19 protein-coding genes are annotated in these 22,017 nt (G+C 52.4%); 10 read left to right on the plus strand and 9 right to left on the minus strand.

The features are described from left to right. Nucleotides 1–214 precede the first annotated feature (214 nt). The 4 genes from B9Y58_RS03580 to thiE all read left to right on the plus strand — a co-directional run bounded on the left by B9Y58_RS03580 (nt 215) and on the right by thiE (nt 6,336). Nucleotides 215–2,077, plus strand: a complete 1,863-nt coding sequence (locus B9Y58_RS03580; RefSeq protein WP_073054277.1) for a phosphoenolpyruvate carboxykinase (GTP) — start codon at nt 215–217, stop codon at nt 2,075–2,077. Nucleotides 2,078–2,366: 289 nt separating this feature from the next. Further along, nucleotides 2,367–2,963 (plus strand): PadR family transcriptional regulator, encoded by a 597-nt coding sequence (locus tag B9Y58_RS03585; RefSeq protein WP_073054279.1) that lies wholly within the window; start codon nt 2,367–2,369, stop codon nt 2,961–2,963. Between the two features lie 53 nt (nt 2,964–3,016). After that, nucleotides 3,017–5,539 carry a glycoside hydrolase family 94 protein gene (locus tag B9Y58_RS03590; protein ID WP_073054281.1) on the plus strand — a complete coding sequence of 841 codons (2,523 nt, stop codon included), beginning with the start codon at nt 3,017–3,019 and terminating at the stop codon, nt 5,537–5,539. Nucleotides 5,540–5,706: 167 nt separating this feature from the next. Continuing rightward, entirely contained in the window at nt 5,707–6,336 is a 630-nt protein-coding gene (gene thiE, locus B9Y58_RS03595; RefSeq protein ID WP_073054750.1) for a thiamine phosphate synthase, read from the plus strand. 100 nt (nt 6,337–6,436) lie between these two features. Here thiE and B9Y58_RS03600 read toward each other — a convergent pair whose 3' ends face one another. The 3 genes from B9Y58_RS03600 to B9Y58_RS03610 are packed head-to-tail and all read right to left on the minus strand — an operon-like array spanning nt 6,437 to nt 8,435. After that, complete coding sequence (locus B9Y58_RS03600) at nt 6,437–7,411, minus strand: M23 family metallopeptidase (RefSeq protein WP_159450066.1); 975 nt, start codon at nt 7,409–7,411, stop codon at nt 6,437–6,439. A 40-nt stretch (nt 7,412–7,451) separates the two neighbouring features. Next, the gene (locus B9Y58_RS03605; RefSeq protein ID WP_073054285.1) at nt 7,452–7,823 is read right to left on the minus strand and encodes a DMT family protein; all 372 of its coding nucleotides are present in this window, start codon (nt 7,821–7,823) and stop codon (nt 7,452–7,454) included. Between the two features lie 45 nt (nt 7,824–7,868). After that, nucleotides 7,869–8,435 carry a DUF4416 family protein gene (locus tag B9Y58_RS03610; RefSeq protein ID WP_073054287.1) on the minus strand — a complete coding sequence of 189 codons (567 nt, stop codon included), beginning with the start codon at nt 8,433–8,435 and terminating at the stop codon, nt 7,869–7,871. Between the two features lie 26 nt (nt 8,436–8,461). Here B9Y58_RS03610 and B9Y58_RS03615 point away from each other — a divergent pair, with 26 nt between their 5' ends. Beyond that, nucleotides 8,462–9,202, plus strand: coding sequence for a glutaminyl-peptide cyclotransferase (locus B9Y58_RS03615; protein WP_073054289.1), 741 nt, complete (start codon nt 8,462–8,464; stop codon nt 9,200–9,202). Nucleotides 9,203–9,245: 43 nt separating this feature from the next. On the opposite strand, the gene B9Y58_RS03620 is transcribed toward B9Y58_RS03615, so the two are convergent. The 3 genes from B9Y58_RS03620 to B9Y58_RS03630 form a co-directional block, all read right to left on the minus strand. Beyond that, complete coding sequence (locus B9Y58_RS03620) at nt 9,246–11,300, minus strand: hypothetical protein (RefSeq protein ID WP_073054291.1); 2,055 nt, start codon at nt 11,298–11,300, stop codon at nt 9,246–9,248. Nucleotides 11,301–11,371: 71 nt separating this feature from the next. Continuing rightward, nucleotides 11,372–12,244 (minus strand): PHP domain-containing protein, encoded by an 873-nt coding sequence (locus B9Y58_RS03625; RefSeq protein ID WP_073054293.1) that lies wholly within the window; start codon nt 12,242–12,244, stop codon nt 11,372–11,374. Further along, nucleotides 12,244–12,663, minus strand: coding sequence for a hypothetical protein (locus B9Y58_RS03630; RefSeq protein ID WP_143154642.1), 420 nt, complete (start codon nt 12,661–12,663; stop codon nt 12,244–12,246). The genes B9Y58_RS03625 and B9Y58_RS03630 overlap by 1 nt, the downstream gene beginning before the upstream one ends. A 157-nt stretch (nt 12,664–12,820) precedes the next feature. Here B9Y58_RS03630 and B9Y58_RS03635 point away from each other — a divergent pair, with 157 nt between their 5' ends. Next, nucleotides 12,821–13,402: a ribonuclease H1 domain-containing protein gene (locus tag B9Y58_RS03635; RefSeq protein WP_072797750.1), complete on the plus strand. Its 582-nt coding sequence runs from the start codon at nt 12,821–12,823 to the stop codon at nt 13,400–13,402. 219 nt (nt 13,403–13,621) lie between these two features. Here the strand turns inward: B9Y58_RS03635 and B9Y58_RS03640 are convergent, their stop codons facing one another. Beyond that, entirely contained in the window at nt 13,622–16,186 is a 2,565-nt protein-coding gene (locus tag B9Y58_RS03640) for a U32 family peptidase (RefSeq protein ID WP_073054296.1), read from the minus strand. A 75-nt stretch (nt 16,187–16,261) separates the two neighbouring features. On the opposite strand from B9Y58_RS03640, the gene B9Y58_RS03645 reads away from it, so the two are divergent. Beyond that, on the plus strand, nt 16,262–16,486 hold the full coding sequence (locus B9Y58_RS03645; protein ID WP_141225612.1) for a hypothetical protein: 225 nt from the start codon (nt 16,262–16,264) through the stop codon (nt 16,484–16,486). A gap of 286 nt (nt 16,487–16,772) precedes the next feature. Further along, nucleotides 16,773–17,414: a hypothetical protein gene (locus B9Y58_RS03650; RefSeq protein ID WP_073054300.1), complete on the plus strand. Its 642-nt coding sequence runs from the start codon at nt 16,773–16,775 to the stop codon at nt 17,412–17,414. Nucleotides 17,415–17,564: 150 nt separating this feature from the next. Here the strand turns inward: B9Y58_RS03650 and rpiA are convergent, their stop codons facing one another. After that, on the minus strand, nt 17,565–18,254 hold the full coding sequence (gene rpiA / locus B9Y58_RS03655; protein WP_233247825.1) for a ribose-5-phosphate isomerase RpiA: 690 nt from the start codon (nt 18,252–18,254) through the stop codon (nt 17,565–17,567). Next, entirely contained in the window at nt 18,254–18,883 is a 630-nt protein-coding gene (locus tag B9Y58_RS03660) for an FKBP-type peptidyl-prolyl cis-trans isomerase (RefSeq protein WP_073054752.1), read from the minus strand. The genes rpiA and B9Y58_RS03660 overlap by 1 nt, the downstream gene beginning before the upstream one ends. A 124-nt stretch (nt 18,884–19,007) precedes the next feature. On the opposite strand from B9Y58_RS03660, the gene B9Y58_RS03665 reads away from it, so the two are divergent. Together B9Y58_RS03665 and B9Y58_RS03670 are read left to right on the plus strand one after the other, a co-directional pair. After that, on the plus strand, nt 19,008–21,167 hold the full coding sequence (locus tag B9Y58_RS03665) for an FISUMP domain-containing protein (protein ID WP_158278311.1): 2,160 nt from the start codon (nt 19,008–19,010) through the stop codon (nt 21,165–21,167). Nucleotides 21,168–21,225: 58 nt separating this feature from the next. Continuing rightward, complete coding sequence (locus B9Y58_RS03670) at nt 21,226–21,954, plus strand: metallophosphoesterase family protein (RefSeq protein ID WP_073054305.1); 729 nt, start codon at nt 21,226–21,228, stop codon at nt 21,952–21,954. Nucleotides 21,955–22,017: the final 63 nt, after the last annotated feature.

Raw genomic sequence — 22,017 nt, forward strand, 5'->3', positions numbered from 1 at the left:
TTTATGTAATTTTAGGCTAAATGAAAAGATTTTTACAAAAAAAAACGAATTTTTTTTGTGCTCGCCAGTATAGGGCGGACTGCGTGTGGCGGATGGATGGGGTGATTTAGTTCAAAAAATTGCCAATGCCCCTGCAATTTGGACGTTGTTTTTTGTAAATTTTACCGCGTTCGAAATTATCGAAACTTAACGTTAAACCAAACAGGAGCTCATAATGAGTCTTACCCTTAACGATATCAAGCACCCGAAGATCAGTACTTGGGTGAATGAAATGATTGCCATGTGCGAACCGGACAACGTCGTTGTCGTTGACGGCTCCAAGGAAGAATACGATGCCCTTATGCAGAAGTGCGTCAAGGCTGGCCTCGCCACGAAGCTCGCCAAGAAGGAAAACTGCTACCTGTTCCGTTCTCTCCCGTCTGATGTGGCCCGCGTCGAATCCCGTACCTTCATTTCCTCTGTGAAGGAAGAAGATGCAGGTCCGACCAACCACTGGATCGACCCGTCTGAACTCAAGCAGACGATGCGTAAGCTCTATAAGGGTTGTATGCACGGCCGTACCATGTACGTGATTCCGTTCTGCATGGGCCCGCTCGGCTCCCCGATTTCCAAGAACGGTATCGAAGTCACGGACTCCGAATACGTTGTTCTCAACATGGACATCATGACTCGCGCCGGTAAGAAGGTTCTCGACATCTTCAATGCAGACGTGAACGCTGACTTCGTTCCGTGCCTCCACTCCGTTGGTAAGCCGCTCCGCGAATGCGAAAGCGACAACGGCATCTGGCCCTGCGCTGACGTTGAATACAAGTACATCACTCAGTTCCCCGAAGAACGCCTCATTTGGTCCTACGGTTCGGGCTACGGTGGAAACGCTCTTCTCGGTAAGAAGTGCTTCGCTCTCCGTATCGCTACCGTTCTCGCTCGCGACGAAGGCTGGCTCGCTGAACACATGCTCATCCTCAAGCTCACCAACCCGAAGGGCGAAGTCAAGTACGTGACTGGCGCCTTCCCGTCTGCTTGCGGTAAGACGAACCTCGCCATGCTCATCCCGACTATCCCGGGCTGGAAGGTCGAAACCATCGGTGACGACATTGCATGGATGAAGTTTGGTAAGGATGGCCGTCTCTACGCTATCAACCCGGAAGCCGGCTTCTTCGGCGTTGCTCCGGGTACTTCTGCAGAATCCAACAAGAACGCTCTTATCTCTGCAGAAAAGAACACCATTTACACCAACTGCGCCCTCACTGAAGACGGCGACGTGTGGTGGGAAGGCATCGGCTACCCGGCCAAGGGCAAGCTCGTTGACTGGAAGGGCAAGACCCGTGACGCTCTCCCGAAGGACAAGGCTCCTAAGGGCGAAGAAATGGCTCACCCGAACGCTCGCTTCACCGCTCCGGCCAAGCAGTGCCCCTGCATTGCCAAGGAATGGGAAGATCCGGCAGGCGTGCCTATCTCTGCAATCCTCTTCGGTGGCCGTCGTCCGTCCACCATTCCTCTGGTTCACCAGTCCCTCAGCTGGAACCACGGCGTGTTCCTCGGCTCCATCGTGGGTTCCGAAATCACGGCTGCCTCTACGATTGACGCCTCTCAGGTCGGTAAGATCCGTCGCGACCCGTTCGCAATCCTCCCGTTCTGCGGCTACAACATGGGTGACTACTTCAAGCACTGGATCGAAATCGGTAAGAAGTCCACTGAAGACAAGCTTCCGAAGATCTTCTACGTGAACTGGTTCCGTAAGGATGCCAACAACGAAAAGCTTCCGGGTGGCTTCATGTGGCCGGGTTACGGCGACAACAGCCGCGTGCTCGCTTGGATCTTCGACCGCTGCAACGGTGTTGACAACGCTGTCGAAACTCCGATCGGTTACATGCCGAAGGAAGGCGCCATCAATACTGATGGTCTCGCTGACTACTATAAGGAAACCCTCCCGCAGATCCTCAAGGTTGACGTGGAAGGCTGGAAGAAGGAACTTGCTGACGTTAAGGAAAACCACTATCCGAAGTTCGGCAAGCACCTCCCGAAGGAACTCTCCGACATCATCGACCAGATCCAGGATCGTTTGAACAAGGCATAATAAGCCGAGCGTCGCAGGGAAATGCTTGCATTTCCCTATGACCGAGGCGATATGCCTGCGCTCGAAGAGCGCAACGCATAATCAACCTTATATTCCTAACGGAAATCCTTAAAGAAACCGCGACTGGCAATTTGCCGGCCGCGGTTCTTTTTGCTGTTATAGTCAAAAATTATAGCCGTGTGTACACTTTTTTTTAGAAAAAATTGTCGCAACACGGCAATTTTTAGTTATATTCCAAGTTGGAATAATCTAACAGATGAAATTCTGTGGAATTAGAAGAAGGTAAAATATGAATCGTTATGACTTGGTTCTTCTGGGGTTGATCCTCGAGAAGCAACGTAGTGGTTACGACATCATAACCGAGGTTCGTAACCGCGAACTGGACCGCTGGGCAAACCTCAGTACGTCGACCGTTTACAACAGGCTTTCGACACTCGAAAAGCATGGCGATATTGAAGGTCGTGCCGAACGCGACGGCAACCGCCCCGAACGTGTGGTTTTCACGATTACCGAAAAGGGTCGAGAAACCTTGCGTAAGGAAGTGCTTAAGCATTTGACCGGCTTTAACGATGACCCGAGAACGCTCGGATTCGCCTTCTTGTTCGGTGCCGAACAAAAGGAATTGATTCGCACACTGGAAGCGCATGAACGCCGTCTGGTGAAAGAGGTAGAACGTTTGGAACAGATGATTGCCGAAGAACCGCGCCCGACTTTGTTTGCCGAAGGCCCGTTCCTGAACTGCATGAGCCGCGACCACATTCTGGTGGAACTTAAGTACGTGCGCGCCGCTATCGGAATCTTGCGCGATCCGGTTCGCAACAAGAAACTCGACGGCTACTTCTACATCAACTTTGGAAACCGCGATTTTGTGAATAAGAAAGACTAGTTTTTTTCTATATTTACACCCGGAATTTAACAACCCCCTCTTACGGAGACAAAATGGCTACAAAACAGACCAAGAAGAGCGCCCCGAAGGCCGCCAAGAAGGTTACAGCTAAGGCTGCAGCTAAGTACGGCTACTTTGATGACGCCAAGAAAGAATACGTGCTTACCACGCCGGCAACCCCGATCAAGTGGTGCAACTATGTTGGTACTTTGAACTTTGGTGGTATCGTGGATACTACTGGCGGTACCCTCGTTTGCAAGGGCGACCCGGCCCTGAACCGTATCACCAAGTACATCGCCCAGATGCCTTGCTCTGACTTTAAGGCCAGCACCATCTATATCCGCGTGAAGAACGCCAAGGGTTACACCGTGTTCTCTCCGTTCGTGGTTCCGACTCTCACCAAGATGAAGAAGTGGGAATGCCACGTGGGTCTTTCTTACATGCGCTGGATCGCCGAATGCGAAGGCCTCCGTACGCAGGTGACGATTTTCGTTCCGACCGGCTCCAACACACTCCTCCAGGACATCCAGGTCACGAACCTCGACAAGGCTTCCAAGGAAGTGGACATTATCCCGGTTTATGAATTCAGCCACTTCGAAGCTGAAAAGCAGCTCACGAACGCCGACTGGGTCCCGCAGACCATGACCCTCAAGGGCCACTGGGAAAAGGACGGCCACGTGGTGCTCGAACAGTACGCTTACATGAAGCGTGACTTCGCCGTGAACTACGTGACCGCTAACTGCAAGGTCGGTAGCTTCGATGGCGACCGCCGCGTGTTCCTCGGCGCAAACGAAATGGGTTCCTGGGCCGCTCCGCTCAGCCTCGCCAACAAAGAACTTTCCAACAGCGAATGCGACCGTGGCGACAACATTGCCGCTCTCATGATCCACGCTGGCAAGATTGCCGCCGGCAAGACCTTCCGCACCTGCACCCAGCTCGGTCAGGAACAGAGCCTGAAGGTTGCTGCCAAGGCTATCAAGAAGTACCGCGACTTGAAGAACGTTGACAAGGCTTTCGACGAACTCGCCAAGTTCTGGGAAAAGTACCTCTCTACGATCCAGGTGCAGACTCCGGATGCAGCGTTCAACTCCATGGTGAACGTTCACAACCCGCGTCAGTGCCACACCACCAAGAACTGGAGCCGCTACCTGTCCCTGTATCAGCTGGGCTACGGCACCAGCCGCGGTATCGGTTACCGTGACTCCAGCCAGGACCTTATGGGCGTGATGAGCCACATGCCGGAAGAAGCATTGGAACTCGCCTTGAACCTGCTCTCTGTGCAGCGTCCGGAAGGTAACGCCATGCACCAGTACGCTCCGCTTGCTCTTGCCGAAGACAACGGCAACGAAGCTAACGCCGGTGACTCCCGCGAAAAGAAGGGTGTGCTCGACGAAAACGGCAACCCGGCTTACGCTGACTGGTACGGCGACGACCACCTGTGGATCGTTCTCACTATTGCCAACTACCTCAAGGAAACCGGCAACATGGACCTCCTCAAGAAGGAAGTTCCGTTCTACGAAGCCGGCAAGAAGCGCGCCCAGCGTGAAAAGGGCACTGTGCTCGAACACCTCAAGCGCTCCCTCAACTTCACCCGTACTCACCTCGGTAAGCACGGCCTTCCGCTCCTCGGCTTTGCCGACTGGAACGACTGCATGAACCTCCCGCTCGGTGCAGAATCCTCCTTCAACACGGGCCTGTATGCTAAGGCACTCCTTGAAATGATGGACATCTGCGAAGCTCTCGGCGACACCAAGTCTGTCGAAATGTACAAGGGCTGGTACGAAGACGTGAAGAAGGCCTTCAATGACTGCGCTTGGGACGGCAAGTGGTGGGTCCGCTGGTTCGACAAGCAGGGCAACGCCTACGGCACCAACAAGGCCAAGTACGGCAAGATTTACTGCAACAGCCAGTCCTGGTCTGTGATTTCTGGCATTGCTACTGGCGACCGTGCCGTGATGGGCATGGACAGCTTGAACAAGCTCCTCAACACCGCCAACGGCGTGAAGAGCTCTACTCCGGGCTACCGCGGCTTCGACCCGAACGTGGGTGGCATCTCCACTTATCCTCCTGGAGCCAAGGAAAACGGCGGTATCTTCCTCCACACCAACCCGTGGGTGATGATTGCCGAAACGATTCTCGGCCGTGGCGACAAGGCCTTCCAGTATTACAGCCAAATTAACCCGGCTGCCAAGAACACCAAGCTCGACGAGTTCGAATCTGAACCGTATTGCTATCCGCAGAACATTCTCGGTGACGAACACAAGCAGTTCGGCATGGGCCGTAACGCATGGCTCTCCGGCACCAGCTCCTGGACCTACCAGGCTGCGACGCAGTTCATCATCGGTGTCCGTGCAAGCTTCAAGGGCCTGATTATCAACCCCTGCATCCCCTCCAAGTGGGACGGCTTCAAGGTAACCCGCAAGTTCCGCGGCGCTACCTACGAAATCGAAGTGAAGAACCCGAAGCACGTGTGCAAGGGTGTCGCCGAGATGATCGTCGATGGCAAGAAGATTGATGCTGACGTGGCCCCGATCTTTACGAAGGGTGTTCATAAGGTCGTTGTCACTTTGGGTTAAGAAACACATATAGCCGTCGCGATAGTTCGTCACTCTCGCCCTCACGTACGCTTTGTACGCTACGGGCAAGCGTTCCTGCTCTCGCTAGGCTCTCTGCGTTTCTTGTTTGAGAAACGATTAAAAAAATGTCCGCTTCTGACGAAGTGGACATTTTTATATTTGTGCGCATGAAGAATCTCGATACGACGCTTTATTTTATTACGGATAGCACGACTGTGCCGGAAGATCGTTTTTTGCCTGTGGTGGAGGCTGCTTGCAAGGGGGGCGCGACGATTATTCAGTTGCGCGAAAAGGATCGTTCTACCCGCGAGTATTTGCAGCTGGCCGAGGCAGTGCATGCGATTACGGCTCGTTACGGGATTCCTCTGATGATTGATGACCGCGTGGATGTGGCGCTTGCGATTGGTGCCGAGGGCGTTCATGTGGGGCAAAGCGATATGCCGGTGAAATTTGTGCGCAAGCTCATGGGCGAAAACGCGATTGTGGGGGCGACTGCAAAGACGGTGCCGCAGGCGCTTGAAGCTTATGAGCAGGGCGCAGATTACCTGGGATGTGGCGCGATTTACCCGACGACGACCCATGTGAAAACGGTGATTACGCCGGTAGAAACCTTGAAAGAGGTGGTGAAGGCGGTGCCGATTCCGGTGAATGCGATTGGCGGGCTCAATAAGGACAACATTTATGTGCTGAAGGGCTCGGGCATTGCGGGCATTTGCGCCGTGTCTGCGATTATGAAAGCGGCTGATCCGGAAACGGCGACGCGAGAATTGAAGCAAGCTTTTCTAGAGCTTAAATAATCGGTGTAGATCCTTCGACACGAAACCTAACGGTTTCTGCTCAGGATGACACAATGAGTCATTGTAATGACACAAAGAGTCATTGTAATGACTCTTTGTGTCATTTGCTGCCGCGGAGCTTCTGGCCTGCCTTGAGCGGAGCGCCGGGCTTTAAATCATTGATGCGGCAGAGCGATTCGATTGAAATATTGAACCAGTTGGCGACATCCCCTTGGGAGTCGCCGGCTTGAACAACATAAAAGTTGTAGTTGCGGAGTTGAGCCTGGATTTTGCGGTGATCGTTGCGGGCCTTTTTCATCGAGAATTTGTCGATACCCGGCTTTAGCGACCAGTGCGGGAAATCGATGACGGTGGTGGGGTCGATGTTTACTTCGCCAAACCGGATTTCAAAATGCAAGTGCGCCGCCGATGACCTGCCGGAGTTGCCCGCGAGGCCTACGATATCGCCGGGGAAAACCTTGTCGCCGACTTTGAGCAGGCGCTTGGAAAGGTGGGCGTAAAGAGTCTCGATTCCGTTCGGGTGCTTAATGAGTACGTAGTGGCCGTAACCGCCCTTGTTGTAGCGCGACATGGTGACTTCGCCGGGGTAGGCGGCCACGACGGGTTCGTCCTTGATGACGTTGACGTCTACGCCGCGGTGCAGGCGGTGGCTGCGGATGCCGTAGGGCGAGCCGATGAGAGCCTCATGCGTGATAGGCGGGAGGATTGTCGAAAAGTCGAAGGAGTCGACCATTTGTGCGACTTCTTCTTCCTTCTTTTGCTGCTTAGCTCTTTCGCGCTTTTTCTTTTTGGATTCGACGATTTCGTATTCGACGCCCTGCTTGTCGTAGAGCAAGGCCTTGGTGAAGGCTTTCGGGTCGTCTTCGCTGAGTTTGATTTTCTTGGGCTTCTTGGGCTTGGCTTTTTTTGATTTTTTGGAGGACTTTTTGGAGTCGGACTTCTTTTTCGTCGTTTGGGCCGAGGTTTCTTTTTCGGATTTTTTGGCGGTTGCGGTTTTTGCGTAAGCGGGGGCACTCGTGAAAGAGATTGCCACGATGATCGCGACAAATAAACCCATCCACTTGTGAAGTCCCAAAAAGCTCATTTAACCCAAAGAAAATTCTAGTGAGTGAAATTTACTTTAAAAATGCGAAGAATACGGCTGCAATAATGCAAACGAAGGCTACAATATGGTTCCAGTGCAATGCTTCGTTGTTGAAAACGGTCGTCGCGATGATGGTGAATACTGTTAGGGAGATGGCTTCCTGGATGATTTTTAGTTGCATCAGGGTGAAGGGACCGCCGTTGATGCGGCTGCCGATGACGTTTGCCGGAACGGCGATGCAGTATTCGAAAAATGCGATTCCCCAAGAGGCTACGATTACGAGAAATAGCGGCCAGTCGGTGCTGATGTGCATTTCCTTGAGTTTAAGGTTCCCGTACCAGGCGAAAGTCATGAATACGTTGGAACAGCAAAGGAGAAGAATGGTGAAAATGCCGGCTTTCATAATATAGTAGACAGTAGGAAGTAGACAGTAGTCAGTGGTTGGTGGTTAGTGATTGGCTCGCAAACGGTAGGGCTTTCCGGTGCTCATCTGGTAGGCGAGGCGGGCGCGCACTTGTTCAAGATAGTTGATGTATTTTTCGCTTTGGTAGTCGCGGTAGGTCCATTCGAAGGCATGGAAATGCCCGTCTTGAAAGTACAGCGTGGGTTCTACGAAAATGCCGCGTTGCATGTATACGCGCTGGCGCTGGTCCTTGGTGGTCGCTAAGAAGAATTGCCCGAGCGTCATGTAGCCGGGGTCCAGGTTCACGGGGCGAAGCCCGGGCGTGCCGTTCTGCTTGGCAATTTCGAGTTCGACGTCGTTGCTCCAGAGCTTGATGTCGACGATGGTTTCGCGGTCGACCAGAGTTTCGTAGCTGAAAAAGGCACGCACGGGGGCGTTCCCGATTTCATCGACGTAGTAGTTGGTGAAGGTAAACGGGAACGGCGGGAGCGCAAGCTCCTCTTCGCCGAAGCGGTTGCGGAGCGTGTCGCGCACTGCCTCAACTGCCTGGGAATCTTTCGCAAGAATCCCTACGATTATCTTGACCTTGGCTGGTGTCCTTAGTTCACCCATGGGCCGTAATTTAGTAATTTTTGCCCATGCGTTTTCTACTTGCCTTTTGTATTCTCGTTTCTATCGCCTTTGCTGAAGCACCTCGTGTGGTTCCCGAAATTGTAGATTCGATTCCTCACGAAAAGACCCATTTTACGCAAGGCTTGTTCTTTGATGGCAACGACCTGATTGAATCGACCGGCCTGTATGGAAAATCGGGCTTGTACCGCCGCACGCTTGACGGCAAGATTCTGGATTCCGCCAGGCTTGAAGACAAGTATTTTGGCGAAGGCTCGATTGCGGTTGGCGACGATATTTTCTACTTGACCTGGAAATCCAAGAAGGCCTTTATTTACAGCCGTAAGCCTTTTGCAAAGAAAGGCGAATTCAGCATTCCTACCGAAGGCTGGGGCCTGACCTATTGGAAAAATGCACTCCTCATGAGTAACGGTTCCAGCGAATTGTTACAGATTGCCTTGGGCGGATTCTACGTAGTAGGAGTCATTCCCGTGACCGATGGCGGTCGCCCGGTAAAGCTCTTGAACGAACTTGAAATCGTGGGCGATACGCTTTATGCGAACATCTGGCAGACAGGCGCAATAGCTGTCATATCTCTCCCGAGCGGAAAGGTAATTCGCTACCTGGATTTAAGCCGCAAGGTTGCCGAAATCCAGCGCAAGCACCCTGACGTAGACGTGCTGAACGGCATCGCCTACGACGGCAAGAATCTTTGGATTACCGGCAAGAACTGGCCGTTTATTTATAAAATTCGGAGTTCAGAATTCTGATTTCGGAATTGTTTTTTAACTCTGAAATCCGAAATCTGAATTCTTAATTCTTGAAGCTCCACACGATGCCGTAGGCAAAGCGCAGCCCCTCGGGCGTGTAGCCGCTAGCAGGCATGTAAATGCTGTGGTTGAAGTTTTCGATTCGGGTGTAGAGCTCGAACGAAAGAATCTGCATGCGGGCTTCAAAATCGAGCGCCAGGTACTTCTTCATAAGTTCCAGTTCGGGCCCGCCGTGTTCGCCAATCGTACAGTCGTAGCGTTCGCCGAACCACTGCCAGTCCACACGTACGCTCACGCCCAGGCGGTCTTGCACAAAGCGGTTTTGCCAATGAATGGAGCCCTTGTAGTAGAGTTCTGGCGTGTCGATGAGCTTGAAGCTGCGGTCGAGCGTTTCGCCGCGTTCCAGGTAAAATTTCCAGTTACCAAGCCTGAAGCCGACTTGCAGAATCCAGTCGAGGCTGTTCACGTTGTCGATGTTGCTCCAGGTGTAAACGTCGTCGATGGCGTCGGTGGAGTCGACCGCACCGCGCTTGACCCAGCGGGGCTTAATCAGGTTGTCGACGTTTTCGTAACGGAGGCCGAGTCCGTAAAAGACTTCTCGCTGCTGGTAGCCTAAATTGAATGAATAGCGGTCGCGTTCTTCGTACTTGAGGTCTTTGCGTGCAAAGGCGAGGCGCCCTGTTTCGTCAATCTTGAGCTGGCCTACATCGGGGAACTTGTTATCATGACGCCAGCCGGCGCTTGCACGCAGGTGGTACGGCAAGAATGCTAAAACGTCGGCGGAGTAGGCCGGAGCGATATCGACGGAATCGCGTACGGAACTGTTGCGCTGTAAGCCCGTTTGCGTGCGGAAAAGGAGCATGTTCCAGAGGGTGTCCTTGAGTTCCAGGTAGCCGACTTCGCGGTCTTGGTAGTAAGTGCGCGTCGTGTCGTTTGCACTCGTGTTGTCGGTGTTCAGGAATTCGTACTTGAACTTGATAGCCGGATTGAAGATGGTGTGGTAGGCGATGCCGAAGTTTCCGAGCATCGATTGGTAATTCGTGGTTCGCACGGTGTCGTAGAAGAGCGAATCAACGAGTTTCCTGCCCAAGGTGTCAGTGTATTCGTGCGTTTTCCTGAAAATACGGCCGAGGGAATCCTGTTCGATATCGTGTTCGGTGTATTGGAAATCAGTTGAAAGGGTAAGCTTACGGGTGGGGTAGAATTCGACTCCGCCGCCGTAGCCGAAGGTGTGTGTCTCGATGACGTAGGGGTCGGTCTGGAATGTGCGAACCGCCTTGTCGAGCGTGTCAAGCAGAACCTTGTGGTTCGTGTTGTCGGCGTTACGAAGGTTTATGTAGTTCAATTTGGCGAATGCCTTACCGAATCCGAATCTCCAGGTGAGAATTGGCTGGATGTGCATACTGTTCATGGCGATGTTTCGCCCGCCAAAAGGAATTTGCGTCGAGTCGCGGCCCATGGCGAAGTAGGGCGAGTGCGTCACGTTCTGGTAGCTGTATTCCTTGGAATCGACGTCGGAATGGCTGGCGAGTCCGAATTCAAGCGAAACGGAATCGGTCACGAGCCTGCGGAAGTCGAGGCGGAGCGCATTACCGCCAAAGGCGGGGCGTTCCCAGTTGAGGTCGGTCACGGGTGTGTCGACCGGGACTCCCTTGCGTTCTTCGGTCAGAATTCCGTTTTCACCGTTCAGCCCGAGGGTCGTGGCGTCGTAACCTAGCCGTGTGGTAAAAAGTCCTGCAAGCTTGCTCGGGTAACGGGTCTGGATTGAACCCATGCCTAAAAAGTCTGCATCCAGTTCCGGTGCGCCGAGAATCGAGGTGCCGAGCACCCATTCGGACTTTTGGCCGGAGATGTCGTAAGTGCGCTGCATGAGTCCGCGAAGGGGGAGTACCCAACGGCCGGCGTCAGTTTCACGCGGGGCAGGGTCGATTCCCCAAGGAGTCTTGTAAACGGAATCCTGCGCTTTCGGGAGGTTGTACGGATCCGGCTTGATCTGCTCTGCGAATAGGGATGTCGCCAAGAAAAGAAGAATGAACAATGAACAACGAACAAAGAACAATCTCGTATCATTCTTATTTTTTAATTCATCATTATTCATCACACATTCCACATTAAACATTCTACATCACTAACCACTTCCAACTTCCTACGGTCTACTTCCTACTCTCTTTAGTACCATTCCGCTCTCAGCTTTTCACGGCGTTCGCGCAGGGCGTTCACCACGGAGTAAGGCATTTTCATGCAGTTGGGCGGGTATGCGCCAGCTTCGGTATGGAAGTCCGAACCGCCGGTGCCTACGAGGCCGAATTTCTGGGCCATTTCTTTGTATTTGCGACCGACAGCTCCCTTCTGGGCGGGGCTGTAGACTTCGATCCCTTGTACGCCCCATTCCACCATGTTCTCGATGAACTCGTCGGAAAGGCCCGACTTGTAGGGGTGGGCGAGTACGGCGATTCCACCGGCGTTTTCAATGAGCTTGATAGTCTGTTGCGGGTTCAGGCCCTTCTTTTCGACAAAGGCTACGCAGCCGTCACCTAAATATTTGGTGAATGCTTCGGAGAAGTTCGAAATGTATTCTTCGTCGACCATGGACATGGCGATGTGCGGGCGGCCGATGACTTTACCCTTGCAGTAGCTCACGACTTTTTCGTAGGTGATGTCGATGCCCAGGGCGTTCAATTTTTTGATAATGGCCTTCGCACGGGTGACTCGCTGTTTCGCGAAATCCTGTAGTTCCATGTTCAGGGCGAGGTTCGTCGGATCGCAAAAGTAGCCTAGAATATGGATATCCTTGCCCTGCCACACTGCTGAAATTTCGATGCCGGGAATGATTTCGAGGCCAATTTCCTTGGCGGGTTCTACAGCCAGGTTATAGCTGTCCAGGTTGTCGTGGTCGGTAATGGAAATGCAACGAAGACCCTTGCGCTTGCAAAGGGTGAGCAGTTCTTCGACCGAAAGGTTACCATCCGAGAGCTTGGTGTGCATGTGGAGATCCGCATAGCCACCGTTTTCGGTAATGATGGTAGAATACCCTTTTTGCATTACTTGGCCCCGTAGTAATACTGTCTAATCAAGGCCGCTTCGCTGGATTGGGTGGGCTTTAGGCACACGTTCAAGAAGGGGAAACAGTTTTCGTCTGCAAAGCCGATTCTGCAACCGGCTCCACTGACTTTCGCCAAGTAAAGGGTGGGGAGAAAAGCCTCGCCCAGGTATATGCAAACTTCTGGCTTGTAGGCCCTAAATTTGTTTTCCAACTCTTCGAAGGCGGTTTCACCGTAGCGACATTCCAAGTCGGTGTAGTAGACTGCGGTTGCACGCCTAGCAGAAACGAGAACTTGCTGCGATTCATGGGCGCATAAGAGGGCATTTTTGAAAAATATGTCGGGCATGGCGCGTATGAACGCGGCGGACTTTTCCAAGGTGCGGTCCAAAAATACGAGAGTTTTCGGATTTCCTTTCAAAGATGCTGGAAAATCGAATACGCCGGAGTCTTCTCCAGCTTGACTTAAAAACCATTTAAACAACGATTCTTTTTTGCTGAATCGTTTAAAAAAGTATTTAAAAGAATCTTTAAAATATGGAGACGGTTTCACATCCAAAATATACTAATTTTGGGCCATGCCTAAACAGAAATTCTATGCGATAAAGTCCCCGAACGAAAGTAAAATCGTTATGACTTGGGCCGAATGTGAAAAATTGACCCATGGGGTCAAAGGTGTACTCTTTAAATCCTTTGGTTCCCGCGCCGAGGCGGAAGCGTGGATTTCTGGAATGGAAGCTCCTGTGCCCGAAGGCTTACGCGTTTTTGTAGACGGATCCTTCTCGCCGGGATTTGCGAAATCGGGTTGGGCATTCGTTGTGACCGAAAATGATAAAGAAATCGCCCGCGGTTCTGGCATTACGGCCTTCGATGCTGAAAGTCGTAATATTGACGGCGAAGTGATGGCCTCTTACCAAGCCATGCGCTGGCTCGATGCCAACGACAAATGCGGCGTCATTTGCCACGACTATGAAGGCATTGCGCGTTGGGCAAAAGGCGAATGGCAAGCGAAGAGCAATATCGCCAAGCGTTATGTGGCTGCGGCCCAGCCTTACTTGCATCGCGTGAGTTTTGAAAAGGTGGAAGCCCATACCGGTGTCAAGTGGAACGAACTTGTGGACAAACTAGCAAAGGATGCCATTGCCCGCGCCAAGAAATGATTCTTGCAAACAAGGTTTGACAAATTGTAAAAAATGAAGATTCCTGCAAATACTTGTTTGCAGGAATTTATTTTTTTTTGCTGTTTCGGCTGGATTGTGACTAAATTTGATTTTGTCGGCGAATGTCGGCAATTTGCTATCCACCCGATGGCGAATTTTCAGTTGGGAAGCTCCGCCAATTCTAGGTGCGGCGGGGCTTCTTTCAAAAGCGCAAGAGCGTTATTTCTTGCGGTCTTGCCAGGTACTTTCGTTAAAGAGCTGGCCTTCGGAAAGGCCGTACTTTTCTTGAATGCCCGCTTCGCGGATGGCGTCTTCGATAGAGATTTTACCTTGGATGGCCTGCGTGTAAATGAGCACCTTGCGGCGCACGGTTTCGGCGTCTTCGGTGAGCATTTCGAGGCGGAAGTGGTTCACGCCTGCGGTGCGGAGGCGGGGGAGCAGTTTGAGGGCCGATTGTGGCTTGCCCACAAAGAGCGTGTTGCGGCATTCGGCGTCGCTCTGCAAAAAGTGGCGTTCGCCCTTGTGGTCCAGGATTTCCACCTTGTGCTTGGTGCAAATCTTGTCGCATTCGGGGAAGCGGCGGCCTGTGGTGAGTGCGCGGGCGAAGGCGCAGTATTCCGAATGGAAGGCGGGCATGTACTGGTGCAGCGTGAGTTCCAGGCGCTCTCCGTCGATGTTTTCGAGAAGGTCAAAGAGCTGCGTGCTGTTGAGGTCCCACGATGGATGGAGCGTGGTTAGCCCCTGCGAGAGGAGCCAGTCGTAGCTTGCGCTGTTGGCAGCGTTCAAGCTGTAGTCGCCGGTGAGCGGAATTCCACTTTCTTTAAGGATCGAGAGCGCTCCCAGGTTTCGCACCAGGGCAAAGTCCGGGCAAAGCCGCAAGATGTTCTTGAGGTAATGGCTTTCGCCCGGCTTGTGGATGCGAAGCGTCGCCATGCCCGCCGCAAAGCCGAGGTCGCGAATTTGCTGCAGGGATTCGTCGTATTTGACGCCCCAGTCGAAATCCATGATAACGCGGTCGATATCGAGGCCCTTGAGGGCTGCAATTTGGTCGGGATTGCGGACAAGGACACTGATAATCGGGTGCGTGGTGCCGTTGGCGGCAGGTGCACCGCTGCTAGCTGCGCCGGACTTGAACTTGATGCGGGTCTCGTTCAAGAATTTTTTGCCGGCCTCTGCGCTCGGGTTCAAAACCTTCCATTCGGTGCGCTTTTCGTCGAGCTTTTCGATGGCGGCCTGGCGGAGCGTACGAAGGATTTTTCCGGGGATGAATGCGCCGCGGTCCACTTGAATGTCCAAGTGCTTTAGCTGGTAGGCTGTGGCGCTCAGGCCCGAAAGTTCTTTTTGGGCAAGTTCGCGGAGCGCCTTGTCGGCATCGTTTCCTTTGTTGCGGGCTTCTTCGAGAGTAAAATCGGCCTCGACTTCGACGGCGTTTTTCGGCGAGTCGTAAACGGAAAGCTTGAGCGGGCCGCCGATTTTTCCTGAAAGCGTCATGTGTATCGGCAAGCGTGCGAGTTGTTCGCGGTCGGTAAAAGTCTTGCGCAACTCGCGTTCAAGCGCGGGCGAGTCGTTGCGGTAAACTTGCATGCCCACGGCAATCTGGCGGGTATCGAATTCACGCCCGAATTCAAGTTTCAAGAGCTTGGGGTCGCCGCGCTTGGCGTGCGGTAAATGGGTGACTTGCGCGGCGTACAGGCGGCTGCCGATACTCACGCCGAGAGCCGCATTTTCAAACAGAATGCCGTCGCCCGGTTGCGGGTAGCAAGCGTTTTCGCCGGCGTCGGAGATTGCACTGTCGAGATCGACAATAATCTGCCCGCGGTCTGCCTTCACGACTTGCCCGAGGACCATACCATGGTGATTGCTGAAGGTGCCGTTCACCAGCTCCTGGTGATTGTCTCCGTCGAGCCAACCGGTGGTAAGCCCGCGGCTGAATAGCACTTCGAGCGGTTCCATGTCCTTGGCGTCAAGCGGAATCCGGTTCAACGCCTTACGGTAGGCGCGTGAAACGGCGGCTACGTATTCGGGGCTCTTGAGGCGACCCTCGACTTTGAGCGAATTCACGCCGATTTCTTCGAGTTCCTCTAGTTTCGGCAGGGCGCATAGGTCGCGAGTGCTAAAGAGGTATTGGGCGTCGGTGTCGCGGAATTCCTTGCCGTCCACAAAAATGCGGTAGGGGAGTCGGCAATTTTGGGCGCATTGGCCGCGATTCGCGCTGCGGCCGCCGAAGTTTTCGCTGGTCAGGCACTGGCCCGAGTAGCTGACGCAAAGCGCCCCGTGAATGAATACTTCGAGTTCGAGATCGGTGGCGGCCTTGATGGCGGCAATTTCTTTCACCGAAAGTTCGCGGGCGAGTACCGCGCGGTTGAATCCGATGGATTTCACCAGATTCACGCCCTCGGCGCTAGCAAGCGTCATTTGTGTGCTGGCGTGGATTTCCTGGTTCGGGCAAATGGCGCGAATCAGGCGGGCAAGACCGATGTCCTGGATAATGAAGGCGTCGGGTTCAAGCGAAATGATTTTTTCGAGGAATTCAGGCAATTCTTGCAGCTCGCGCTCAAAAACAAGCACGTTCATGGCCAAGAAGGTGCGCACTCCGTGAATGCGGGCGTAGCGGATCATGTCGCGCACGTCGTCAAACGTAAAGTCTTCGGTGCGGCCGCGGGCGTTCCAGTGGGGGACTCCAAAGTATACGGCGTCGGCTCCGTTGTTCACGGCTGCTTCGAGCATTTCACGGGTTCCCACCGGTAAAAGCAGTTCCGGCGTTATCTGCGCGATTGAATTCATGTGGGGAAAGATAGAATAATAGTTGGCAGTAGGCAGTAGACAGTTGGCAGTAGGAAGTTTTATTATATTTGTTGCATGAATCGAATGGTTACTTTGTCTGCAATTTTCTTTGCCCTTTTGTCCGCTTTTTCGCTTTCTGCCTGTACCGACGAGGCGGCTGAGGCCGAAATGAACCGCCTGAAGGCTGAAAATGCTGTGCTCCAGGGCCAGGTAGATTCGTTGCAGAAAAACCTGGATTCTCTGACCGCTTACGGCGATTCGGTCAAAAAATCGCTGGAAAAGCTGGATATGCACCCCTAACCGCCATCGGCGGAGCGGTTTTGGGGGGAGTTTCTTAACTATCAATCCCCAATTATTTAACAGTTTTGTTATATTTGCGCCCGTGGCTCACCATGGTCTGCTGCCGCGGCAGCGACCCCTTAATGTTTCGCTGGCCCAATTTGCCCGAAACCTTATCGCCGTCAAGCCTCTCAGGAGGCGCTAGTAAGATGGCTTTAAGCACACACAAACACGAACCAGCCACACCGCCTGCGGGTTTATTTCCAGCCTGCACCTGCGGTCAACCCTTACTTATGAGGTGCCCCGAATGGAATACATCGCACTCGCACTCTCACTCGTTGCAGTGATTCTGTGCATCGTTATCCTCACGAAGGTTAACAAGCTCCTTACCATGCTTCGTACCCCGATTTTCAAGAAGCTCACCCCGGACATGAACTTGAAGCCGGCTTCCCGTCGCCCGATCAGCGCACAGGAAATGGCTCAGCGCGGTGAACGCAAGGAAAATCGCCAGAACAACAATGGCAAGGACCGTCCTGCTAAGGAAAATCGCGACAATCGCGCTGCCGACAAACAGCAGCAGCCTGCTCGCGACCGTAATGAACAGCGTGACCGCGGCAACCGCCGCGATCGTCGCGACCGCCGCGAAGGCCGCCGCGAACAGAACGTTGAAGCTCAGAACGTAGCTGCCGAAGCCCAGGCTCCCGCAGCTGCAGCTCCCGCCGTCGAAGCCGCCCCGGCCGCCGCTCCCGAAGCACGCCGCCCGCTCGCTCCGCGTATTCCGGTTGAAACTCCGGCCGCTCCTGCCGTTGAAGCTCCGGTTGCTGCTCCTGCAGCACCTGTCGCTGAACCCGCAGTCGAAGCCGTCGAAACCACCTTCGATCCGTCCAAGGTCCGCTACGGCCGCCGCAACGTGATCAAGAAGGCTCCGGAACTCGCCGACGAAGACTAATTGAGCACGCGCTAGCGCGAAATTGAAAGCCTCCGGTCATCGACCGGAGGTTTTCGCTTTTTTCAAAGCGAACAAAAAATCCCCGGATCTTGCCGAGGATTTTCTAATTTGTATAAAATTTCCCGCTTTGGCGGGAATGCTTAATTTCGCCTAGAATTCCACGAGGCCCTTTTCGGCGTCGGCGAGAATCACCTTGGTCGCCATGCCCACGAACAGGCCATGACCCACGATACCCACGATGTGTTCCAGGTTGCGGGCGAGCTTGTCGGCGTCTTCGATAATGCCGAACTTGGCGTCTGCAATCAGGTTGCCGCTATCGCTAATCACCGGACCGTCCTTGCCCGGAGCGCCCATGCGTACCTTCAAGTCGCCGCCGAGCTTTTTCACGCGTTCGGTCACCACGGCGATTGCGCCCGGAATGATTTCCAGCGGTACCGCGAACTTTTCGCCGAGCTTGTTCACCTTCTTGCCGCTGTCCGCGATAATCACGTAGTTGTCCGTCATCGAGGCCACAATCTTTTCGAGCAGGTGGGCAGCCCCGCGGCCCTTGATCAAATTGCGCTGGTCGTCGATTTCGTCGGCACCGTCAATCACCATATCGAGGTGGCTCACTTCGCCCATTTCTTTGAGCGGAATGCCGAGGCTTCGGCATTGCAGCGTGGTGCTCCAGCTCGTGCTCACGCCCACAACATGCAAGCCTTCTGTCTTGATGCGCTCGGCAAGGCGGTTCACCATGTGGGCGGCGGTGCTACCCGTTCCAAGACCCACGGTCATGCCGTCCTTGATCATATCTGCCGCGCGTACGCCTGCAGCCTTCTTGAGTTCGTCCATCGATGCCATTAGCGCCATCTCCTGTTGTGGTTGTTGTCGTCAAAATCTTCGCCGTCGGCCCCGTCGAAGCCGTCGTCAAAATTGTCAAAATCCTCTTCGCGGTCGGGGTAGCCGCTTTCGAGCTCGGTAAAACTCGGCTGCTCGATAGCGACCACCGTCACGTCGAAAGTCAGGTCCTTTCCTGCAAAGGGGTGGTTCCCGTCCACGACCACCGTGTCCTTCTTGATTTCCTTGATCGTGTAAATCCCGTCGGATTCCTCGTCGTCGTCCAGATTCAGCCCGTCCACGAACTCGTCCGCCGTCTCCGGCAGCTGGAATTCGCGCACGTCCTCGTCCATGTACATCTCGAGCTCCATTCCGAGCCAGATTTCGCCCACCTCGCGGAGTTCGTCCTTCGGGACCTCCATCACCAAGTCGGGACGGTAGGGGCCGTAGCCCTGTTCAAACGGAATATCGACAGAAAAACTTTCATTCAAGTGACGGCCTTCCAGCGCGTCTTCAAGCCCCGGAATAATGTTGTTGAACCCGTGAATGTACACGAACGGGTAGCTCGCGGGCACTTCTTCGAGAATCTTTCCGGTGCGTTCCTTCAAGGAATAGGCAATGCTGACCTTCAGCTTGTCTTGAATAATTTCCATACGCGCCCAAATATAGCAATCCCCGTACGAAGTCATGCTGACGAAGGTCAGCATCAGCTTCTCGTACCGGCAAAAAAACTATATTTCGCCCGAATTATTGTTTTGGGAACCTAGGAGGTCTTCAGTGAAGATTCTTAAATACATACTTGCATTGCTCGTTTTTCTGGTAATGTCTTTTGCGGCTGTAGCCTGCGATGACAGCTCCAGTTCTCCATCTTCCGATGAAATTCAAAAAACGGATAAGGATTCATCGTTTTCTTCGGACAGTCGCGGCTCCGGAAAGAATTCTAGTTCCTCCAAGATTGAGATGCGTGACGCCGAAAGTATATATGACGAAACAGCCAATACTCTGACTGATGGTCGCGACGGGCATGTTTACCGGACGGTAAAAATCGGCGACCAAATTTGGATGGCCGAAAATCTGAACTACGCATATCTGCAACCGACCTTGAATATCGACTCTTCCAGCTTTTGCTACGCTGATGGCGATTCCACATGTGAAAAATTCGGGCGACTTTATTATTGGAGTGCCGCGATGGACAGTGCTGGAATATTCTCCAAAAGTGGTAAAGGCTGTGGCTTCAATAATGTTTGTTCGCCGATTTATCCAGTGCGTGGCGTATGCCCCAAAGGTTGGCATTTGCCGATGACTGCAGAATGGAGCGTCCTATTCACTACAATAGATGGTCGTGATCCTTATTTTCATAAAAATTCTGTAAGTAGTGATGCCGGTTGTCCCCTGAAGTCTACTACTGGTTGGAAAGTGACTGATGAGAATTGTCGCGGAACAGATGATTTTGGTTTTTCTGCATTAGGCGTGGGGGAACAATCTGCAAATTTTTGGAGTTCAATAGATGATGGCGGTCTTTTTGCTCATAATTTGCTTTTGGATTATTACCATTGTTCTGCACATGAAGGGAGTATATCAAAAGAAAAAGTATTCTCGGTTCGATGCATCATGGATGACGAGGCTGCCGAAAATGCAAAGAAAGATAGGAAATCTATAGAACCTGTTGCTGCCGTTCCCCAGCCCGTAAAAAAGATTGAACCTTGCAAAAGCGATTCTTCGGATACTTGCAAGTACGGAACATTGACAGACAGTCGAGACGGAAAGACATACAAGACGGTGGTTATCGGTGTATATACATGGATGGCTGAGAATCTGAACTATGAAACCGAAAACAGTAAATGTCCAGATGAAGGAGTAGACTGCTTAAAGGCGGGCCAGTACTATCTATGGAGTGACGCTGTTGATAGTGCGGGAAGGTTTAGTTCCAATAGTAAGGGTTGTGGTTACGGCAAGATTTGTATGCCAATTTATCCGATACGTGGAGTCTGCCCTGAAGGATGGCATCTGCCGCAATCAGCCGAATGGCAAGAGCTGTTTGATTATACTTCACCCGGCAGCAATCAAGGGGACAAATTTAAATCGTCTACCGATTGGAATGGATATGATCTCTATGGTTTTTCTGTCATTCCTTCTCAAATAGATTCTTCTCAAACAAGGGATAATGAATATGCGGCCTTTTGGACTTCTATTGAGCTTGCGTATAATCTAGTTCATTCTATTTCTGTTAAAACAACAAGCTCATGGGATAAAACTGATGATTTTATTTTGTATGGCGATTTAAAAACGAGTTATAAATCTGTTCGTTGCGTTAATGATACGCTAGCAAAAGCATATTCAAAGCAATCGATGGATTATTGGCATTGGGATGTTCCAAAAGAAAAACGTCTGAACCCCGATATCGCTTATGAAACCATGAAAGACCCTCGCGACGGCAAGGTTTATAAGGCCGTAAAAATCGGTGACAGAGTGTGGATGGCGGAAAACTTGAATTATGAAATTCATCCAGAGTATGCTTCCGACCCTCCCATCAGTTGGTGCCCTTATAATAAAGAAGAATGGTGTACTGTGGCGGGACGATTCTACAAGGTAAAGGCTTTGGCAAACGCATGCCCTGAAAAATGGCATTTGCCGACGAAAGAAGATTGGCTTGCTTTATATGAAATTGTTGAACATTCGGGAGACAAGCTTAAATCCACAAGTGGTTGGGGGGCTGACGCCAATGGTACGGATGATTTCGGTTTCTCGGCAATTCCTGTCGGAGGTAGCCAAGGAAACGATTATTTCTATGATGCGGGTGAGCTTGCGACTTTTTGGTTGGCACAGGAAGATAATGGTAAATTTGGCACTATCTCTTTGCTCAGTGATCGCTCTCAAATTTATCAATCTAGTAGCGCTGATAATTATGGTTTCAGCGTCCGTTGCGTCAAGGATTAGCCCTAGTTATCGACAAGTGTAAGACATTCATCCCCTCATTTTTTACTACATTACGACCATGCTTTACGGAATTTGTTCTGATATCCATTCGAATGCGGTTGCCTTTGAAGCGGTTATAGCTTCTATGAAAGACAACAACGTCGATAGGAAAGTTTGCCTTGGTGATTTGGTGGGTTATGGTGCCGATCCGAACGAATGCGTTCGTCTTGCTCGCGAAAATATGGACATTTGCATTATCGGTAACCACGACAGTGTGGCGATCAAGCATGAATCCAGCGCCGGGTTCAACCCGTATGCCAAGCAGGCGATTGAATGGACCCAGAATCATTTGTCCGACGAATCCGTCTCGTTCTTGAGGACGCTCCCGTACATTTGCGAAGAAAACGATATTTGTTTTGTGCACGCCTCTCCGCTTTCGCCCGCGGACTGGGTGTACGTGACCGAGCTCGAAGACGCCCTCGACGCTTTTGAACATTTCAAGGGCCGCTACTGCTTTGTGGGGCATACGCACAGCCCGGTGATTGTGGCGAGTCGCCCGAACGCCATCCCTAAGATTCTGGATGAATACGAATACAGGATCGAAGACACGGAACGCTTGCTGGTGAATGTGGGCAGCGTAGGTCAGCCGCGTGACCGTGACCCGCGTTCTTGCTGGTGCTTGCTTGATACCGAGACCAAGTGCGTGCGCCTGATTCGCGTGGACTACGACGTATACCAGACGCAGGAACGCATGAAAAAAGCCGGCATGCCGAGCTTCCTCATAGATCGTTTAAGCGTGGGAAGGTAAATAGTAGACAGTAGGAAGTAGACGGTAGACAGGATCTTCCTACTTTTACTCTTAAACATAAAA

It is taken from the genome of Fibrobacter sp. UWB15 (genome assembly GCF_900177705.1).
GTDB lineage: Bacteria > Fibrobacterota > Fibrobacteria > Fibrobacterales > Fibrobacteraceae > Fibrobacter.

What these genes read in the sequence shown, in the direction of transcription:
- rpiA (WP_233247825.1), bottom strand. Translation starts at nt 18,254, where the DNA reads ATGGCATCGATGGACGAACTCAAGAAGGCTGCAGGCGTACGCGCGGCA.
- B9Y58_RS03670 (WP_073054305.1), top strand. Translation starts at nt 21,226, where the DNA reads ATGCTTTACGGAATTTGTTCTGATATCCATTCGAATGCGGTTGCCTTT.
- B9Y58_RS03635 (WP_072797750.1), top strand. Translation starts at nt 12,821, where the DNA reads ATGCCTAAACAGAAATTCTATGCGATAAAGTCCCCGAACGAAAGTAAA.
- B9Y58_RS03620 (WP_073054291.1), bottom strand. Translation starts at nt 11,300, where the DNA reads ATGAATAATGATGAATTAAAAAATAAGAATGATACGAGATTGTTCTTT.
- B9Y58_RS03585 (WP_073054279.1), top strand. Translation starts at nt 2,367, where the DNA reads ATGAATCGTTATGACTTGGTTCTTCTGGGGTTGATCCTCGAGAAGCAA.
- B9Y58_RS03590 (WP_073054281.1), top strand. Translation starts at nt 3,017, where the DNA reads ATGGCTACAAAACAGACCAAGAAGAGCGCCCCGAAGGCCGCCAAGAAG.
- B9Y58_RS03650 (WP_073054300.1), top strand. Translation starts at nt 16,773, where the DNA reads ATGGAATACATCGCACTCGCACTCTCACTCGTTGCAGTGATTCTGTGC.
- B9Y58_RS03610 (WP_073054287.1), bottom strand. Translation starts at nt 8,435, where the DNA reads ATGGGTGAACTAAGGACACCAGCCAAGGTCAAGATAATCGTAGGGATT.
- thiE (WP_073054750.1), top strand. Translation starts at nt 5,707, where the DNA reads ATGAAGAATCTCGATACGACGCTTTATTTTATTACGGATAGCACGACT.
- B9Y58_RS03615 (WP_073054289.1), top strand. Translation starts at nt 8,462, where the DNA reads ATGCGTTTTCTACTTGCCTTTTGTATTCTCGTTTCTATCGCCTTTGCT.
- B9Y58_RS03640 (WP_073054296.1), bottom strand. Translation starts at nt 16,186, where the DNA reads ATGAATTCAATCGCGCAGATAACGCCGGAACTGCTTTTACCGGTGGGA.
- B9Y58_RS03645 (WP_141225612.1), top strand. Translation starts at nt 16,262, where the DNA reads ATGAATCGAATGGTTACTTTGTCTGCAATTTTCTTTGCCCTTTTGTCC.
- B9Y58_RS03625 (WP_073054293.1), bottom strand. Translation starts at nt 12,244, where the DNA reads ATGCAAAAAGGGTATTCTACCATCATTACCGAAAACGGTGGCTATGCG.
- B9Y58_RS03660 (WP_073054752.1), bottom strand. Translation starts at nt 18,883, where the DNA reads ATGGAAATTATTCAAGACAAGCTGAAGGTCAGCATTGCCTATTCCTTG.
- B9Y58_RS03580 (WP_073054277.1), top strand. Translation starts at nt 215, where the DNA reads ATGAGTCTTACCCTTAACGATATCAAGCACCCGAAGATCAGTACTTGG.
- B9Y58_RS03605 (WP_073054285.1), bottom strand. Translation starts at nt 7,823, where the DNA reads ATGAAAGCCGGCATTTTCACCATTCTTCTCCTTTGCTGTTCCAACGTA.